General features: G+C 34.4%; 18 protein-coding genes. 14 read left to right on the top strand and 4 right to left on the bottom strand.

The genetic code is table 11. From position 1 onward, the window contains the following. Positions 1-165 precede the first annotated feature (165 nt). The 6 genes from CLV73_RS19155 to rplI all read left to right on the top strand — a co-directional run bounded on the left by CLV73_RS19155 (position 166) and on the right by rplI (position 5,113). Complete coding sequence (locus CLV73_RS19155; protein WP_262496323.1) at positions 166-804, top strand: serine hydrolase domain-containing protein; 639 nt, start codon at positions 166-168, stop codon at positions 802-804. Continuing rightward, complete coding sequence (locus CLV73_RS19150; RefSeq protein WP_262496322.1) at positions 764-1,603, top strand: beta-lactamase family protein; 840 nt, start codon at positions 764-766, stop codon at positions 1,601-1,603. The genes CLV73_RS19155 and CLV73_RS19150 overlap by 41 nt, the downstream gene beginning before the upstream one ends. Positions 1,604-1,929: 326 nt before the next feature. Continuing rightward, a complete protein-coding gene (locus CLV73_RS03425; protein ID WP_100375468.1) occupies positions 1,930-3,276 on the top strand; it encodes a chloride channel protein in 1,347 nt (448 codons plus the stop codon). A 544-nt stretch (positions 3,277-3,820) separates the two neighbouring features. After that, positions 3,821-4,162, top strand: a complete 342-nt coding sequence (rpsF, locus tag CLV73_RS03420) for a 30S ribosomal protein S6 (protein WP_100375467.1) — start codon at positions 3,821-3,823, stop codon at positions 4,160-4,162. A gap of 31 nt (positions 4,163-4,193) precedes the next feature. Then, positions 4,194-4,496, top strand: coding sequence for a 30S ribosomal protein S18 (gene rpsR / locus CLV73_RS03415; protein WP_100375466.1), 303 nt, complete (start codon positions 4,194-4,196; stop codon positions 4,494-4,496). A 107-nt stretch (positions 4,497-4,603) separates the two neighbouring features. Then, entirely contained in the window at positions 4,604-5,113 is a 510-nt protein-coding gene (gene rplI / locus CLV73_RS03410) for a 50S ribosomal protein L9 (protein WP_100375465.1), read from the top strand. 72 nt (positions 5,114-5,185) lie between these two features. Here rplI and CLV73_RS03405 read toward each other — a convergent pair whose 3' ends face one another. Beyond that, positions 5,186-5,989, bottom strand: a complete 804-nt coding sequence (locus tag CLV73_RS03405; protein WP_100375464.1) for a helix-turn-helix domain-containing protein — start codon at positions 5,987-5,989, stop codon at positions 5,186-5,188. A gap of 137 nt (positions 5,990-6,126) precedes the next feature. On the opposite strand from CLV73_RS03405, the gene CLV73_RS03400 reads away from it, so the two are divergent. From CLV73_RS03400 to CLV73_RS03390, 3 genes are all read left to right on the top strand, one after another. Continuing rightward, positions 6,127-7,464 carry a TolC family protein gene (locus tag CLV73_RS03400; RefSeq protein ID WP_228424214.1) on the top strand — a complete coding sequence of 446 codons (1,338 nt, stop codon included), beginning with the start codon at positions 6,127-6,129 and terminating at the stop codon, positions 7,462-7,464. A 5-nt stretch (positions 7,465-7,469) separates the two neighbouring features. Beyond that, positions 7,470-8,516: an HlyD family secretion protein gene (locus CLV73_RS03395; RefSeq protein ID WP_100375462.1), complete on the top strand. Its 1,047-nt coding sequence runs from the start codon at positions 7,470-7,472 to the stop codon at positions 8,514-8,516. Between the two features lie 224 nt (positions 8,517-8,740). Continuing rightward, a complete protein-coding gene (locus tag CLV73_RS03390; RefSeq protein WP_157798715.1) occupies positions 8,741-10,303 on the top strand; it encodes an MFS transporter in 1,563 nt (520 codons plus the stop codon). A gap of 8 nt (positions 10,304-10,311) precedes the next feature. Here CLV73_RS03390 and CLV73_RS03385 read toward each other — a convergent pair whose 3' ends face one another. Beyond that, the gene (locus tag CLV73_RS03385; protein ID WP_100375460.1) at positions 10,312-10,821 is read right to left on the bottom strand and encodes a hypothetical protein; all 510 of its coding nucleotides are present in this window, start codon (positions 10,819-10,821) and stop codon (positions 10,312-10,314) included. A gap of 17 nt (positions 10,822-10,838) precedes the next feature. Beyond that, the gene (locus tag CLV73_RS03380; protein WP_100375459.1) at positions 10,839-12,524 is read right to left on the bottom strand and encodes a hypothetical protein; all 1,686 of its coding nucleotides are present in this window, start codon (positions 12,522-12,524) and stop codon (positions 10,839-10,841) included. A gap of 159 nt (positions 12,525-12,683) precedes the next feature. Between CLV73_RS03380 and CLV73_RS03375 the strand changes: the two genes are divergently transcribed. Further along, complete coding sequence (locus CLV73_RS03375) at positions 12,684-14,045, top strand: aldehyde dehydrogenase (RefSeq protein ID WP_100375458.1); 1,362 nt, start codon at positions 12,684-12,686, stop codon at positions 14,043-14,045. A gap of 33 nt (positions 14,046-14,078) precedes the next feature. Here the strand turns inward: CLV73_RS03375 and CLV73_RS03370 are convergent, their stop codons facing one another. After that, positions 14,079-14,663 carry a thioredoxin family protein gene (locus CLV73_RS03370; RefSeq protein ID WP_100375457.1) on the bottom strand — a complete coding sequence of 195 codons (585 nt, stop codon included), beginning with the start codon at positions 14,661-14,663 and terminating at the stop codon, positions 14,079-14,081. Positions 14,664-14,741: 78 nt separating this feature from the next. Between CLV73_RS03370 and CLV73_RS03365 the strand changes: the two genes are divergently transcribed. The 4 genes from CLV73_RS03365 to CLV73_RS03350 are packed head-to-tail and all read left to right on the top strand — an operon-like array spanning position 14,742 to position 17,674. Beyond that, a complete protein-coding gene (locus CLV73_RS03365; RefSeq protein ID WP_100375456.1) occupies positions 14,742-15,626 on the top strand; it encodes a lysophospholipid acyltransferase family protein in 885 nt (294 codons plus the stop codon). 5 nt (positions 15,627-15,631) lie between these two features. Further along, the gene (locus CLV73_RS03360; protein WP_100376978.1) at positions 15,632-16,600 is read left to right on the top strand and encodes a glycosyltransferase family 2 protein; all 969 of its coding nucleotides are present in this window, start codon (positions 15,632-15,634) and stop codon (positions 16,598-16,600) included. A gap of 3 nt (positions 16,601-16,603) precedes the next feature. After that, positions 16,604-17,116 (top strand): endonuclease V, encoded by a 513-nt coding sequence (locus tag CLV73_RS03355; protein ID WP_100375455.1) that lies wholly within the window; start codon positions 16,604-16,606, stop codon positions 17,114-17,116. Between the two features lie 3 nt (positions 17,117-17,119). Next, on the top strand, positions 17,120-17,674 hold the full coding sequence (locus CLV73_RS03350) for a 3'-5' exonuclease (RefSeq protein WP_100375454.1): 555 nt from the start codon (positions 17,120-17,122) through the stop codon (positions 17,672-17,674). Positions 17,675-17,690: the final 16 nt, after the last annotated feature.

Raw genomic sequence — 17,690 nt, 5'->3', positions numbered from 1 at the left:
ATATTAAACTTATCTGAATATCTTTACAATACAAAACCTTCGATTTTTTCGGAGGTTTTTTATTGAAAGAATCTGTAACATTTTACAACAATCACTAACAAACCATGTAACAGTATACTTTTTCACCTGTCTTAAATAAAATATGAATCACAATTTTTAAAATATATGAAACAAATTCTCCTGACCGCTTTAGCTATAAATATTTCTGCCACTGCTTTTTCGCAGCAAACGAATCAATTTAAACTAATTGATAATTACGTACAAGAAGCTATCAAAACAAATCAAATTCCCGGTTTAGCGATTGGTGTTATAAAAGATGGCGAAGTCATTTTTGAACAATATTACGGTACAGAAAATTTAGAAGATGCTAAAAAAGTCAGTCCAAGTTCAATGTTCAGGATATATTCCACTTCAAAATTAATGACCGATGTAGGCGTTTTTCAACTGATTGAACAGGGAAAACTTTCTTTGGAAGATAATGTTTCGAAATATGTTGACAATCTTCCCAAAGACTGGCAGCATGTAAAAGTAAAAAACCTTTTGACCCATTCTTCGGGAATGCCGGATTTTGTTGCATTCAGTGATATTTTGCCCGAATATTCTGGTCCTAAAACCATTGAACGTTTGAGCAAAGAGAAAATGGACTTTAAAACTGGGAATGAATTCAGATATAATCAAACGAATTATATGCTTCTCTCAATGATTATTGAAAGAATTACCGGACAATCTTTTGAGGATTTTATTCTAAATAATCAATTTTCTGATGCAAAAAAATCAAGTTGTTTATTCATCAAATGCTCTTGAAAAAATTACCAATCGTATTACAAAGTATAATTACAATTCGGAAACAAAAAAATATGTAAAGTCTACAGATGTTGAAGGGAAAAAGGCATATCCGGGAAATGGAATAGCCGTTACTCTACCTGCCTTTTTAAAATGGAGCAGCCATTTAAGCACAACAGATTTCCTACATCAAAAAACGAAAGATATCATGTGGCAACCGTTTGAATATGGAAATGAAAAAGATGTTTTTGCATACGGCTGGGAAATTAATAAAGCCAACAACATTCTGTCCTATGGCTTTTCCGGTGGAAATGTAAGTGCTTACAGGTTTTTTCCACAGAATAATATGGCGATAATCATGCTATCGAACGGGTATAATTTTTTCCCTGCACAATATCACATGGTCAACCACATTGCTGCAATAATGGATAAAAACCTGACAGATAGTTATTCCCTGGCTGAAGAATCCATTATAGCTGAATTTGCTAAAAAAAATAACATTCAAAATGCTGAAAAAAACTATTTTACCATCAAATCTAAAAACCCAAAACTGGATTTTGAAAACACCCTAAATAATCTCGGTTATATTTTAATGAGAAATTCAAGGATGGATGAAGCGATTAAAGTTTTTAAATTAAATGCAGTAGAGCATCCTCAATCCGGAAGTGCTTTTGACAGTTTAGGAGAAGGTTATTTTTTGGCAAAAAACTACACCCTATCTCTTGAAAATTATAAAAAGTCTTTAGAATTAGATCCTCAAAATACCAATGCGAAAAATATGATTGAAAAGATCAATGGTATTCAGGTTCAAAGAAATTAATCAAAAACATATAAATTCATTCAGTAAAAATCCTTTCGAAAGTCAGGATTTTTGCATTTACACCTAAGAATGATTCTTTACCTCAAACTACCAAATTTAAGTTTTAAATTTTAAGAATAATTTAATTTAAATTGAAATCATTTAACAAATCAATAATACAACTATATCCATTTACTATATAATATTTGTTTTTGAAGATTGATTAATGGGAGCACAAAATTAAAACCGGTAACAACACATAAAACTCAACTAAAATTTAATTCTTCTCATTTGTTAAAACGCAAAATCCATAAAAATCATGTATTTTTAAGCCTTAAACTTAACAAATGTTGAAATTTTTATCACCCATTCGAAAATCTCTGAAAAAATCTTTCGACAACATCCGAAACGAACAGCTGAAACACAACCTGCTTCAGGCCATTCCGTTCTGGATTGGTTCAGTGATTACCGGTTTTTTTGCTGTGATGTACGCCAAAATATTTGCGTGGGGAGAAAATCTTCTACATTTCATTCTCGACTGGCATTCCTGGATGATTTTCATCATTGCTCCGGTTGGTTTTGTATTGTCGTGGTGGCTGGTCAAAGAATTTGCACCCAATGCCAAAGGAAGCGGAATTCCACAGGTAATGGCTGCTGTAGAATTGGCTAATCCGAAAGAACATAAAAAAATCCGAAGTCTTTTAAGTTTAAAAATAATTGTTTTTAAAATTATTTCATCAGTGGTTTTAGTCATTGGTGGTGGTGCAGTTGGTAGAGAAGGTCCCACCATCCAGGTGGCGGGCTCCGTTTTCAGAAAAGTAAATGAATACCTTCCGGAATGGTGGCCAAAAATTTCCAAGAAAAATATGATTATGACCGGAGCTGCAGCCGGACTTGCAGCTGCATTTAATACGCCACTTGGAGGAATTGTATTTGCTGTGGAAGAACTTTCTAAAACTCATATCAATTATTTTAAAACAGCTTTATTTACTGCGGTTATTATTGCCGGGCTAACTGCCCAGACTTTAGCCGGTTCCTATTTATATTTAGGCTATCCAAAAACGAATGATGTTTCATTAATGGTGATGTTTCCAATTATTTTAGTCGCAGGAACTGCTGGGATTTTAGCCAGTCAGCTTTCTGTCACTATGCTAAAGATGAACGACTGGAAGAAAAGAAAACTAAAAACTGACAGAACTAATGTTGTTTTCCTGGTCATTAGTGCTTTAATTATTGCTTCAATCGCCTTCTTTATCAATAGAGAAATTCTGGGTTCAGGAAAAGAGATCATGGAGAGGGTGCTTTTCACAAAAGATAAACATGAAGACTGGTATGTTCCAGTGTTAAGAATGTTGGGTCCTGCCCTGTCTTTTACTTCCGGAGGTGCCGGTGGAATTTTCGCTCCTGCCCTAACTGCCGGAGCAAGTATCGGATCTGTAATTTCCGGATTTATTCATCTGAGTTCCAACGAAACCAATGTAGTTGTTCTCGCCGGAATGGTCGCTTTTCTGACCGGAATTACGAGAGCTCCGTTTACATCAGCGATTATCGTTCTGGAAATGACTGACAGGCATTCATTAATTTTCCATTTGATGTTGGCTGGAATGGTTTCTTCCATTGCTTCGATTTTAGTAAGCAGGCATTCTTTATATGACGCTTTAAAAATGAGATTTTTAGAAGAACTGAGACGATAAACAAATTCAGTTCAATTTAAATTATAGTATATAATAAGTGTAAAACTTAAGTTAATGAACTATGAACCCCAAAACTTTGAAAAGAAAAGATTAAAACACGGCATATTAAATCTAGTTTTCTTTATCTTGATTCTAATTACTCCATAGTATAGAGAATATTTTGGTGTAATAAAAGGCTATGCACCCTACGAGTTTGCATTTAACATTGGATTCTTTTTTCCTTGCATGTTTATATTATTAATAATTGCAATTGTTATTTTCTGGAAAACAGTCGCAGAAAATAAAAAATATCAAAATAAACATACTTTACTTTAACTATAGTTGTCACAAGTCCAATTTTAATTCTTTGGGCTTTCTTCGGGTTAAAAATTATATTTGAAATTTTCAAAGAATTTGGAGATAATTACTAAGAATCTAATTTTCCACTTGAGGAAATTAGAGAAATCGAATATCCTCAACCAACAAAAACCAATATAATATTGCATATTACAAATATATTTTCTACTTTTGCACCTCGAAATAATTAACAAATTCATTTAACATTATGAACAATTACGAAACTGTTTTCATTTTAACTCCCGTTCTATCTGAGTCACAGGTAGAGGAAGCAGTGAACAAATTTGTAGACCTTTTAAAAGAAAAGAACTGCGAAATCGTTGCTAAAGAAAACTGGGGATTAAAAAAATTAGCTTATCCGATCCAATTGAAAAAGAACGGATTCTACACTTTAATCGAATTTAAAGGAGAAGGTACTGTAGTTGCTGATCTAGAATTAGCATTCAAACGTGACGAAAGAGTAATTCGTTACCTTACTACAAAACTAGACAAACACGCTGTAGAGTACGCTGTAACAAGAAGAGCAAAAGTAAAAGCAGCTAAAGCTTAATTATTAACCCAATTTTTTAAAAAGACAAGACATGGCAATAGATGAAATGGCTAAACAAGCCTCAGCTGGAGGAGAATCAGAAGTAAAATTCCTTACTCCGCTTGATATCAACACAAAATCTGAAAAGAAATATTGTAGATTTAAAAAATACGGAATTAAGCACGTTGATTACAAAGATGCTGATTTCTTATTACAGTTCGTAAACGAGCAAGGTAAAATTTTACCAAGAAGATACACTGGAACTTCTTTGAAATACCAAAGAAAAGTTTCTGCTGCTATCAAAAGAGCAAGACACCTTGCTTTGATGCCTTACGTAGCTGACTTATTAAAATAAGACAAAAAAATAAATAAAAGAAGAGAGCAATCTCTTCTTTTGTTGCTGAATACTTAATTAATTCTAACTTGATTTTAGACATCTAAAATCTAAAAAGGACAACAACAATGAACATTATCCTAAAAAAAGACGTAGAAAACTTAGGTCTTGAATTCGACACAGTAAGCGTAAAGCCTGGTTATGCAAGAAACTTCTTAATCCCTCAAGGATTTGCACTTTTAGCTACTCCTAAAAACATTGCAGCTTTAGAAGCTACTTTGGAGGCTAGAAAAGAAGAAGAAGCTAAATTAATCGCTGCTGCAAATGCTGTAGTTGAGCAATTAAAGAAAACTTCTGTTACTATTCCTGCAAAAGTAGGTACTGGTGATAAATTATTCGGATCTATCAACAATGCAGACCTTTCTGCAGCTCTAGAAAAAGCTGGAGTTTCTGTTGAGAAGAAATACATCAAAATCCCAGGGAACACTATTAAGAGAACTGGTAAAGTAACTGCAAACATCAGATTGCACAGAAACGTTGAGTACAACTTCGAATTCGATATCGTATCTGACGCTCCGGTAGAAGCTCCAAAAGCAGCTCCTGCTAAAAAAGAAGAAGCTCCTTCTGAAGAAGCTTAATCAAGACGAGATTTTCTCAACATATAAAACCACTTCTCATTGGAAGTGGTTTTTTCTTTTATATATAGTTAATCAAACGTCTCCTTTCAGTTTATGCTGATATTCCGTAGGAGCAACTCCAATCACTTTTTTAAAAATATTACTAAAGGAAGAAAGACTGTTGTACCCTACCATCATTGCAATTTCATACATATTGTATTTTCCTTCCAACATAAGTTCCAACGAGCGTGTAATCCTCAAAGCACGTAAAAAACGGACGTAATTCATTCCCAAAATTTCTTTAAATTTCCTTGAAAGGGTTCTGGTACTCATTCCGAATTCTTTTGCCGTAGATTCAATCGTTAATGGCTTTTCAAGATTCGCATGAATATATTGTGCCACCTTCAATAAAGTTTCGTCATTAGGAAAAGGATGCTGAACTGGGAATGCTAATTTTTTATCTCTTTTCTCAGGTAAAATTCCTTTTAAAGCTTTAAGGAAATAATATTTAGGACCATCATTTTTTGTGATTTTCCCATCCCAGTCTTTGGTATATAAAATCATCTCTCTAAGAAGATGACTTACGGAATAAATGTTAATTTCATCAAAAAAGCCACTTTCATTTTCTTCTTTTTTAAAATAAAAATTATATAAATCTACTTTAGGGCTGGTCGAAAAAATATAATGGGGCGTTCCAGCAGGAATCCACATAAAACATCTTGCCGGCAAATACCAGTGTTTCAAATCTGTAAACACATGTACAATACCGCCTTCTGCATAGACTAATTGTGCAGAACTGTGATGATGAATCTCTGTTTTTACATTCCCGGTAAGCACATGGTAAACATAAAATTCAGCATCAACTTCTTCAACCGCTCCAAAATGACTGTCATTCATAAAATAAAGGTATGAAGAAAATTTTAATTTGGCGTAAATGAACAAATCTTTTTCTGTTTTCACAAATTACGTCCTATGCTTGACCGCGTAACTTTGCAGTATCAAAATCAATTTAGCAAAAAACCTTTAATTAAATTATGAAAATGATATTTGGCGCACGCAGATATCACTGTATAGCGTTGTGCTTATTATTGATAAGCAATCTTTTATATTCACAAATGATCGATTATCAGCATCTCAGTTTGCAGCAGGCTGTTGAGATTGGGCTAAAGAATAACAAAAATATTCAAATCAGTCATCTAAAAAATGAAATGTCCGAAACGAAGGAAAAAGACCTTACAATGGAAAAACTTCCGGATATTGAATTCCATACAAGCTACAACCAGGTTACCAATCTTTTTCAACATGAAAATGGTGTATTTGGAAAAGCCACAAAATATGATGTCATCAATGGAATGTATGATTTTACCCTTTCGGCTTCAATTCCGGTTTATATGGGTGGGAAAATTAAATATATTGAAAAGAAAGCAGCTATAGACACCCAAATTTCTTCGTTAAAGACCCATCTGGATGAAAGACAACTGACGATGGAAATCATCACAGCTTTTCTTCAAATCCATCATTTAAAAGAGCAGCAAAACTTGATTAATGATAAAATGAAAGAAGATTCCGTAAACATTAAGCAGGTAAAAGCATTGAAAGCAAATGGAATTGTAACCGTAAATGAAGTCTTAAGAACCTCTTTACAGCTTTCTAATCATAAAATGAGCTGGACAGAGCTTGATAATGATATTCAGATTGCAGAACACAAACTGAAAACAATTCTTTCCCTTCCTGAAAGCCAGGAAATGCATGTAAACACGGAAGATCTGATCTCTGAAAATGCAGAAATTCCTTATTTAGACGAACTAACAGAAACAGCTTTATATAAAAATGAGTCTGTTGAAGTGGCTAACAAAAACCTTTCGCTTAAAGAATTGGATCAAAAGATCACAAAAGCGAATTATCTACCAAAAATTACAGCAGGCGGAGAATATTTTATGAAATATCCAAACATGATGTTTTTCCCTCCCGAACCTTATGCGTATCGTTTAGGAATGATCGGAGTGAATCTCACCTACCCTATTGAAAGCTTGTATAAGAACAAATACAAAATGCAGGAAGCTAAAGAAAACATCCATCTGGCAAAACTGCAGATTGAAGAGAATGAAGAAAATATCAGACATAATGTTTATGAAGCTTATAAAAAATTCGAAGAAACGGATCAAAAGGTAAAGATTGCTGAAGAAGCAATTACCCAGGCAAAAGAGAACTACAGAATAGTAAGAACCAAATATGCCAATAAGCTAAGCCTGATCACAGAATTAATTGACGCTGATAACGCGTATCTGGAAGCCCAATCAAATCTTATTTCCGTAAAAATTAACCGACAACTTAAATATTACCAACTCCAATATACGATTGGAAACCTATAAAAACTATGGCAAAGAAAGAATTAACACAAAAGGAAAAAAGAATCAACAAAACAATTACTTTACTTGCTTGGATCCTAATTGTAAGTGGGATTACAGGAATGATAAGTTTCTATCTTTTTTCCAGAAAAAATGTTACCACCAACGATGCACAAATCGAACAATATATTACTCCTGTTTCCAGTAAAGTTTCAGGTTTCATCAAAACCATTAAGTTTAACGAAAATCAGTTTGTCCATAAAGGAGATACTTTAATTGTGATCGATAATCGAGAGTTTATCAATCAGGTAAAAATGGCCGAAGCCAGTCTTAATGCCAATTCAGAGAATATCAACACGATTGAAAGTGGCGTAAACACCAAAGCAAGTGACACTAAAATCATCGATGCGAAAATTGCTTCCGCAAGAATTGATATATGGAGAACCGAACAGGATTTCAAAAGATATAAAAACTTAGTTTCAGAAGATGCCGCAACCGAGCAGCAGTTTGAAAATGTAAAGGCATCCTATGAGCAGGCAAAAGCTAATCTTTTAGCTTTGGAACAACAGAAAAATGCAGTGAGAGCAAGCGTGAATGAGCAGGAAACGAAAGTTGCTCCTGTAAAAAGTCAGATCCAGCAAAGTTCTGCCAGTCTGAATAACGCTAAACTCTTCCTTTCTTATACAGTTGTTACGGCTCCTTATGACGGGTGGGTGGGAAAGAAAACCATTCAGGAAGGTCAGCTGATTAAAGAAGGTCAGGCTTTGGTTCAGATCGTAAGTAAAGAAAAATGGATTATTGCCAATTATAAAGAAACACAGTTAGGGCAAATCGATCAGAATAAAGAAGTGATCATTACTGCAGATGCTTATCCTGATATAGAATTCAAAGGAAAAATTGTTTCCGTTTCCCCCGCTTCCGGTTCGCAGTTTTCTTTAGTAAAACCAGACAATGCAACAGGAAACTTTGTGAAAATAGAACAAAGATTTCCCGTAAAAATCATTCTTAATAATAATCAGCACAATGAAAAATTACTTTCCGGAATGAATGTTCTGGTAAGTGCCAAAAAGATATAAGATTTGAGAAGCCGAGGAATTGAGAATTGATGTAGAAGGGCATGTATATTAGATTTTAATTTTTTCAATTTCCTCATTCTCAAATTTAAAACAACCATTAAATTATTTTAGCGAAAAGGCAGAGTGTAATATTGCCATCTTACCTTTACTTTTACATGCTGTTCCTTTGTCTTTTCGCATTTTTAGATATATTCTCTCTTTCTTAGCTTTTCACCAAGAAAATCATGCAACATAATACAATTTATCATAAATGGGTACCACAATGGCTGAAACTGCCGCTTCTTATTCTGGCGCTGTTTCCCCACCTGATGTTGTTGTCACTTTTGCATTCCAATAGTGCCTTCACATCTTCTTTTATGGATGTCGATTCAGACGATATCCAATACTTAATGATTTTGATGTATGGGACATTTGTGGTTACCCTTTTAGTTATACAGCGGTTTATGGCTTATTTCAGTGTGAAATATTATACATTGCTGATGTCTTCCGTTTCAATACTTATTCTCTACGGACTTTCAGTCACCAATGATTATCATATTATTTTAGTTATCCGCTTTCTGGAAGGAATTTTCGGAGTCATGGAAGGTGCTATTTTCTTACCTTTAATTATAGCTGAACTCAAGACAAAACATGCTAAAGAAATTGCCTATCTCTTCATGTATACCATTATTCTTACGGGAGGAACACTGACGACTTCTCTTTTAAAATCAAGTATTGAGGATTATGATTTCAAGCATATGATTTTAATGATGGTTTATTTTCATGTCTTTGTACTAATCATTGCCTTTGCCATTTTCAATAAAAACAGATTCTTCCCAAAGAAGCCGTTATACCAATTGGATATTACCAGCTGGTTTTTGCTTTGGGTTTGTCTGCAGGCAGGTGGATATGCATTAATCTATGGAAAAAGATTGATGTGGTTCGAATCGGATCTTATTATTCTTTGTTTTTTAATTTTCTTATTATTCGGCGGATTGTTTATGCTAAAACAGAGAAACCAGCCGCGCCCTTTTTTCCATTTTGAAGTTTTCAGCTCTAAAAATGTAATTGTCGGAGTTATCCTTTTTTTTATTTTTTACATTCTGAGAGCTTCTATTAATAATGTATACAGTGTAATGGCAACAGTTTGGAAATGGCCTTGGGATTATATTGTAAAAATTCAGTACTGGAATATTGCAGGAAGCCTTTTGGGCGTCATTATTTCTGCGCTATGTATTACAAGAGGAGCTTCTTCAAGATTAGTTTTCTTTACCGGGTTTCTGATTCTCGCCATTGATTCGGCTTGGTTTACTTACACATTTTATCCCGATACTACTCTTCAGACGATTTGTCCGCCTTTATTTCTTCAGGGAGTTGGTCAAGGTTTACTTTTTACCCCGCTCGTATTTTTTTTAATTGCAGGAATGCCTGAACAATATGTTTCCAATGCGACAGCAGTAGGAACTGCAACACGTTTCTGGACAACAGCCATAGGATACGCCTTAATGCAAAATTTAATGCTATTTCTAACATTAAAACATTCTGATGCTTTAAGTTCTCAATTAACAGATACCAATCCTATTTTCTATTCCCAATGGAATCAGCTGTTCGGAGCCAATATATCTAAACTTCCTGTAAATCAATCTTTATCCGTAACTGCTGGAGTTTTTAAAGCAAAAATCAATGCTCAGGCTATTTTACTTTCCAATATGGAAATATTTACGGGATTATTCTGGCTCGCATTGGCTACAGCTTTTATTGTGCTGTTGTACCATCCGGTGAAAATTGCTGTGAGAAATATTATGTAGCTTTAAAATTATTCTCCCCAGAACGTCCACACCGAACCATTGAAAACAACAAGTTGTTTTTTCACCGTATCATAAACCATCATTCCGGCTGCTGGAGAAATAATATTGAGATGCGGACTGGCAACTTTAGGTAAAATCATCGCTTTGTTATTGTCTTCCAATACCAAAATACCTGAGGTTGCTGTTGGTATTCCGATAGACACCTTTGCAGCCGGATTTTCAGTCAAAGTATCCTGTAAGGTTGAATCTACAACTCCCGTCCCATCAACAGACAGATCAATCCACGTATTATTCTGATAAGATTTCACTTTTTTGTCCGTAAGATCAAAAACTAAAGTTCCGTTCGCAACATTTTGCATACTGGCTACATCAGTAACCCAAGGCAAAACTATTCCACGATTAGCATTACCAAATTCTATTGAAGAAGATGCTGATTCAGCTGTTGCTTTTCCAATCGCAACTTGTGAATAAAGCGAAACAGAAGATATTAATCCTATTATTAAAACCGTTTTTTTCATTTTCACTTAATTTTTAATTAATCCGGACATGTTTGATTATTGAAACATCTCCACCCTGTAGAAGTTCCGTCAATATTCACCTGAAGACAATTTTGGGTAGTATTGTAAACGATCATTCCTTCTTTCAGATCTGCTGCAGGAATGGCTGCAACCTGAGTATCTGTAAGCCGGTTTAAAACAAAACCTTTAGTTTTAGATTCTAGCACCATCCACGCTCCTTTTCTGGCTCCTGGCCAGTTTGTATCTCCTGAATTAGCCCTTCCCAAACCTGTAATTCCCAGATTGGAAGGAAGTGCTGTTCCTGTGTTTACAGCAGGCTTGTAGCAAGGTGTAGCTCCCCCTCCGGGAACGATTATAGTATCAACTGCAGTGTCACAGTTAGTAGGATCCGCCTGTTGACAAATCTGATAAACCAAAGTATATGTTCCTGCCGGTGTTCCCGAAGCAACGGTGATGTGACCGTCAGTTGTGTTTAATGTAACATTCGGATTTGATGTTGAAATCTGAGATATAATAACATTTGTAATGGTTGCCTGTGGCCCGTTATACGTTTCAAAATCATTATCCAGAACAGTTCCAGTGGATGTACTTCCGGCATTAATTGTATATGAATCATCCACTGCCATCGGAGGAAGATCTCCATCAATTGCCGGACAAAAGTCGGGATTCAGAACCAGTGGAGCACTACAGCTATTGGTAGATACACAATCAAAAGTAACATTGGTGAGAAAAGTCGGATTACTATTCATAAAAACAGTACTTGGGTCGGAAACTCCACTAGACCTTTTGAAATCAAGATTTGGTCCCATTGCCGCATTATTTACCTGGATAGGATTAAAAACTTCTATATATCCTTTTTTAGTAGATGATGAAGGCCCTTGAATAATAGCATTTCCTCCCTGATATTGATTAATTACCATCTTTCCTTCATTGTAAATAACAGCATCTGAAGGCGCGTTATTCATGCTTCCGCTTGAACTAAAAAGCCCGAAATTATAAATCATACTGGAATTTCCTGATAAATTAATATCTCCGTTAGCAGCAAAAGTACCCGTATTATAAATCGCTCCACCATTAATATTAAACCCATTGCCGGAAATAATGCTTCCACAGTTAATATAAATACTGTTCTCGTTATTGGTATAATTTCCACTTAAAAACATCAAAGCTCCTCTTTCATTTCTAAAATGTGTGACAGCAGAATTGCTCATGTTCATATTTCCATTAATCGTAAAGGTACCGTAATTATCTACTGTATTGGTGGTATTGTCTCCAAATTGTAAAACTCCCATTTCTATAGTTCCTTCATTAACGATAACATTCTGCAGCCCGTTCATCGTAAAATTTCCGTTCCCTGAACTCATGGATACATTCCCTGTACTGAAAACATGAACATTAAGATCTGCAACAGCGGTAATAGCCTGACTAAAAAGAAGAGTTCCGTAGACATCAAAATAGGTCATGGCATTATTGACTCCTGCAATATTATTCTGAAATGTTACCGTTACACCAGAACCGATGCAAACCTTTACATTAGAACCAAATGTTGGATTATTAAAAGTCATATTGGAAGAAAAGCAGACCGTTGCATTATCCGGGAAATGAAAGTTGGGGTCGGTTGGATTTGTGACAGTACAGCCTGTGCATTGAGCTTGTAAGACATAACTGATAAAAATGAAAGCTAAAAGTACAATTTTTCTCATTTTTAGTAATTTGGGGATATATAAATATACGCTTTATTTATCACAAAACAATGAAATAGCAATATTTCTATTATATTAACAATACATTCAAATATCCTTAACTTTATCATTACTATTTTAACAAGATATTAGAATTAAAGATAATTAGTAATTTACTTTATGGAAATTCAAAAAATTGTTCAAAAACAGAAAGATTTCTTCAGAACACACCAAACGAAAAGTATTAAGTTTCGTAAACATTACCTGGAAAGATTAAAAAATTTAATCCTTGAAAACGAAGATCTTTTATATGAAGCTATTGATAAAGATTTTGGTAAATCTAAGTTCGATACTTTCACCACAGAAATTTCTTTTATAATAAATGACATAAATTATTACCTCAAAAATTTAAAATCACTTTCCAAACCCCGAAAAGTCAAAACCAATCTTGTTAATCAAATTGGGAAAAGCAAAATTCATCCCGAACCACTGGGAAACGTTTTGGTGATAGGTGCCTGGAATTATCCATACCAATTATCCCTATCTCCAGTAATTGCAGCTTTGGCAGCAGGAAATTGTTGTATTTTGAAGCCCAGCGAGATTGCTGAAAACACCATGAAGATCATGTCGAAAATCATCAATGAAAATTTCCCTTCCGAATATCTATACGTTTATAAAGGTGGGATTGATGAAACAACACAACTTTTGAAGCTCAAATTCGATAAAATCTTTTTCACAGGAAGTACAAAAGTAGGGCAAATTGTTTACAAAGCCGCCGCAGAAAATCTAACTCCGGTCACTTTAGAGCTAGGCGGAAAGTCACCTACAATAATTTCTAAAGATGCTAATCTTGAAATTGCGGCCAAAAGAATAGTCTGGGGTAAATTTTTAAATGCAGGACAAACATGTGTTGCCCCGGACTATTTATGTGTTGAAAAGACTGTTCAGGAAGAATTTTTAGCTTTATTGAAAAAATATATTCAGGAATTTAGATATCACCCCAATTCCAGTCATTACACAAAGATCATTAACCAAAAGAATTTTGAAAGACTGATTCACTTAATCGACAACGATAGAATTTATACCGGCGGAAGTTATAATAAAGAGCAATTATATATAGAGCCTACCATATTACATAATATTGACTGGAATGATCAGATTATGCAGGAAGAAATTTTCGGACCTATTTTACCTGTAATTTCTTTTACTGATTTTAATTTAATATTAAATGATATTTTAGACCACGAAAAACCACTTGCTGCCTATTTATTTACCAGTAATAATGAAGAAAAAGAAGCATTTATTAAAAAGATTTCTTTTGGCGGAGGTTGCATCAATGATGTGATCATGCATTTGGGAAATGAGAATCTTCCCTTTGGAGGAGTTGGAAACTCAGGAATTGGAAATTATCATGGGAAATTCGGCTTCGAAACCTTCTCTCATCAAAAAGCAATACTGGAAAAAGCAACGTGGGGAGAACCCAACATCAAATATCCTCCTTATTCAGACAAGAAATTAAATTGGATCAAAAGATTTTTGTAAAATAAAAACCGGGAAAATTTCCCGGTTTAAGTTTTATAATTTCTTTGGAGCCCATTGATTAAAGAACCCTTTTACTTTTTCAAGGCTGTATCCTTTTCCTTCTTCCAGCACATCACTTGGCTGTACGTGAATCATTTTTCCATTTTTATCCAATACAATAAAGACAGGATAACCAAACTTATCACCCGGATTGCCATACTGTGCAAATATCTTCTCATTCTTATTCTCCGGAGAATAATTCAAATGGTAATAGATATAGTTCTTGTCCACGATATTTTTTAATTCCGGAGTAGTCTGTACATATTGGTTAAATCTTAAACACCAGATACACCAGTTCCCTCCTGCCTGAATCATAATGTTTTTTCCCTCTTTTTTTGCTTTTGCTATCAGCTTATTAATATCTGCCTGTGCATCAGCTTTTGGATCATAAGGCTTAGGAAGTTTTGCCTTTTCTTCTGCCGCAGCTTTCTTCTTTGCTTCCAATTCTGCAGCATCATTTTTCACCAACAAAGCCTTATCTCCCGAATATCTTACTCCGGGAACCTCTTTGGTTTCTGCATTCTGAGCCCAAATGACACTACTTAGGGCTACAAAAGCTATTAACGACATTTTTTTCATACTATAAAAATAAAAAATAATACTTATTACCTGCAAAAATGAAACCATATTTTTATTATCCTTAAATTTGCATACCTTATGAATTTTTTAATCAAAATACTTTATTTAATTTCAAAGATCCCGCTTAAGATATTGTATATTTTTTCGGATATCATTTTCTTTTTAAACTACTATATTGTAGGCTACAGAAAGAAAGTCATCTTACAAAACATTAAAAATTCTTTCCCTGACAAAACGGATGAGGAAATTCAGGTTATTTTAAAGAAATTCTATCTCAACTTTTCTGATTATCTGGTAGAAACTGTAAAATCTTTCAGCATCAGCGAAACGGAATCCAGAGTAAGAATGCAGCATATCAATCAACATTTATTTCATGAAGCAAAAGCAGAAGGTAAAAATATTATTTTACTTGCCGGTCATGTCTTTAACTGGGAATGGATCAATGCACTAGCAAAAGTAATTCCTCAAAAACACTGTCATCCTGTTTACAGAAAAGTAAACAGCAATTTCTGGGAAGACCAGATGAAGAAAGTGAGAAACAAATTTGGCAATGAAGCTTTAGAAGCCAACGAAGTCATCATGAATATTTTCAGGAATAAAAACGATGGCGATTCTGCTTATATGTTTGTGGCCGATCAAACTCCGCATATTGCTCATGTCAATTACGGTCTTGAATTCCTTAACCAAAGAACTCCTGCCTTTATCGGATATGATAAACTGGCAACAAGAATGGATCTGGTATTCATTTACTGTGAGATGAAAAAGGTGAAAAGAGGTTTTTATCAGGTAAATTATCACAGAATCTATCCGGATGGAGAAAAGTTTGTTAATAATGAGGTGGTCAAAAAATTTCATAAATTATTAGAAAATACCATTCACAAACATCCAGATAATTATCTTTGGTCCCACAGAAAATGGAAATATCAGGATTCCATCAAAACTTTTGATGCCGAAAAAATATAAAAATGATGAAGTCTAAACTTGCGGTTGTCATCTTAAACTGGAACGGAAAAAACTGGCTGGAAAAATTTCTTCCCAGCGTAGTTCGGTTTTCTGATGGTGCTGATATTTATGTTATTGATAATGCATCAACAGATGATTCTGTAAAATTTCTACAGCTCAATTTTCCATCCGTAAAAATTGTAATAAATTCTAAAAACTCCGGTTTTGCAGGTGGATACAATGAAGGTTTAAGACAAATCGATGCAGAATATTATTGTTTATTGAATTCTGACGTAGAAGTAACTGAAAACTGGATCGAACCTGTTTTAAATCTCTTTGAAAACAACCCTGATATTGCCGCTATACAGCCTAAAATTCTCTCTTATAACGACAAAAATAAGTTTGAATTTGCCGGAGCTGCAGGTGGTCTAATTGATAATTTAGGCTATCCTTACTGCAGAGGAAGAGTTTTTGATGAGGTGGAAGAAGATAAAGGTCAATATAACGATGAAACGGAAATATTCTGGGCTTCAGGATGCGCTCTCTTTATTCGTTCACAGGACTTTTGGGATCAGGACGGTTTTGATGAAAGATTTTTTGCCCATCAGGAAGAAATTGATCTTTGCTGGAGATTAATTAACTCCGGAAGAAAGATTTTTTATACCGGAAAATCTAAAGTGTATCACGTTGGAGGCGGAACTTTAAACAAACAAAGTGCTCAGAAAACATATTTAAACATTAGAAATAACCTTTCTATGATGCTTAAAAATCTGCCTTTTCCTAAACTAATCGGATTAATCTTTTTCAGATTGTGTTTGGATGGAGTTGCCGGAATTTATTTTGGTTTAAAACAAGGCTTTCCTCATCTTTGGGCAGTTGTAAGAGCTCATTTTGGATTTTATGCTCAGGCTTCAGGAACCTGGAAACGCAGACAAAAGCATCAAAAAAGTAATTTTTATCAATCAAAATGGTTGATCTTTAAACACTTTTTATAAGGAATGAATTTAGTTTTCGATACTTATTATTTTGATCATGATAAAGCCAATACCATCTGTTTGGCTTTTGAGAATTGGGAAAGTGCAGTTCCTGATTACGAATTTTCCGAAATAAAAGAAGGTGTTGAAGAATATATTCCGGGACAGTTTTACAGAAGAGAACTCCCTTGTATTTTAAGCCTTTTAGAGAAGGTTAAAACTCAGATCGAAGATATTTCCTGCATTGTTATTGACGGTTTTGTGTATGTTGATGATCATATGAAACCCGGTTTAGGAAAACACTTATATGATGCTTTAGATAGTGAAATCCCTATAATCGGTGTAGCAAAAACAAACTTTGCCACTGTGGAAAGGTATAAACTACCATTAAAAAGAGGAAACAGCGATACCCCTTTATATATTTCAAGTGTAGGAATTGATATGAATACAGCTTATGATCTCATTAAAAAGATGCATGGAGAACATAGAATCCCCACTCTATTAAAAAAAGTAGATACTTTAACAAGACAATTTTAAACGATGGATTTCTGCGCAATAGATTTTGAAACCGCTACTTTTGACCGACACTCCGCTTGTGAGTTGGGAATTTGCGTAGTGCAGGATTCAAAAATCGTAGAAACGAAAACATGGTTGATCAAACCTCCGAGCTTCCCCTATTTCAGTCAAAGAAATATTGATGTACACGGGATTCTACCGGATGACGTGAAAGACGCTCCCACTTTTGAAGATATTTGGTATGAAGTGGAAGAAATGATGTACGGAACATTAATGATTGCCCATAATGCAAGTTTTGATGCAAATGTTTTGCGGGGCTGCCTAGATTATTACGGAATGTTTACTCCGAAATTAAACTATCTGTGTAGTATTCAGTTGGCAAAAAAATCATGGAATTATCTTCCCAGATATGGTTTAAAGCATTTGGCGGAATACCATCAAATCAAATTCAACCATCACAGAGCAGGAGACGATGCAGAGGTTTGTGCAAAAATATCTTTATTAGCTTTTGAAAAATTGTTTCTCACCAGTAATGAAGAAATTTCGGAATACATGAAAGCTAAGATCAAAAAACTTTGATTTTTAGTGCTTACAC

The organism is Chryseobacterium geocarposphaerae (assembly GCF_002797535.1).
Lineage (GTDB): Bacteria > Bacteroidota > Bacteroidia > Flavobacteriales > Weeksellaceae > Chryseobacterium > Chryseobacterium geocarposphaerae.
The sequence above is the reverse complement of the archived record's forward strand: the minus strand, read 5'-3'. Positions and strand labels throughout refer to the sequence as shown.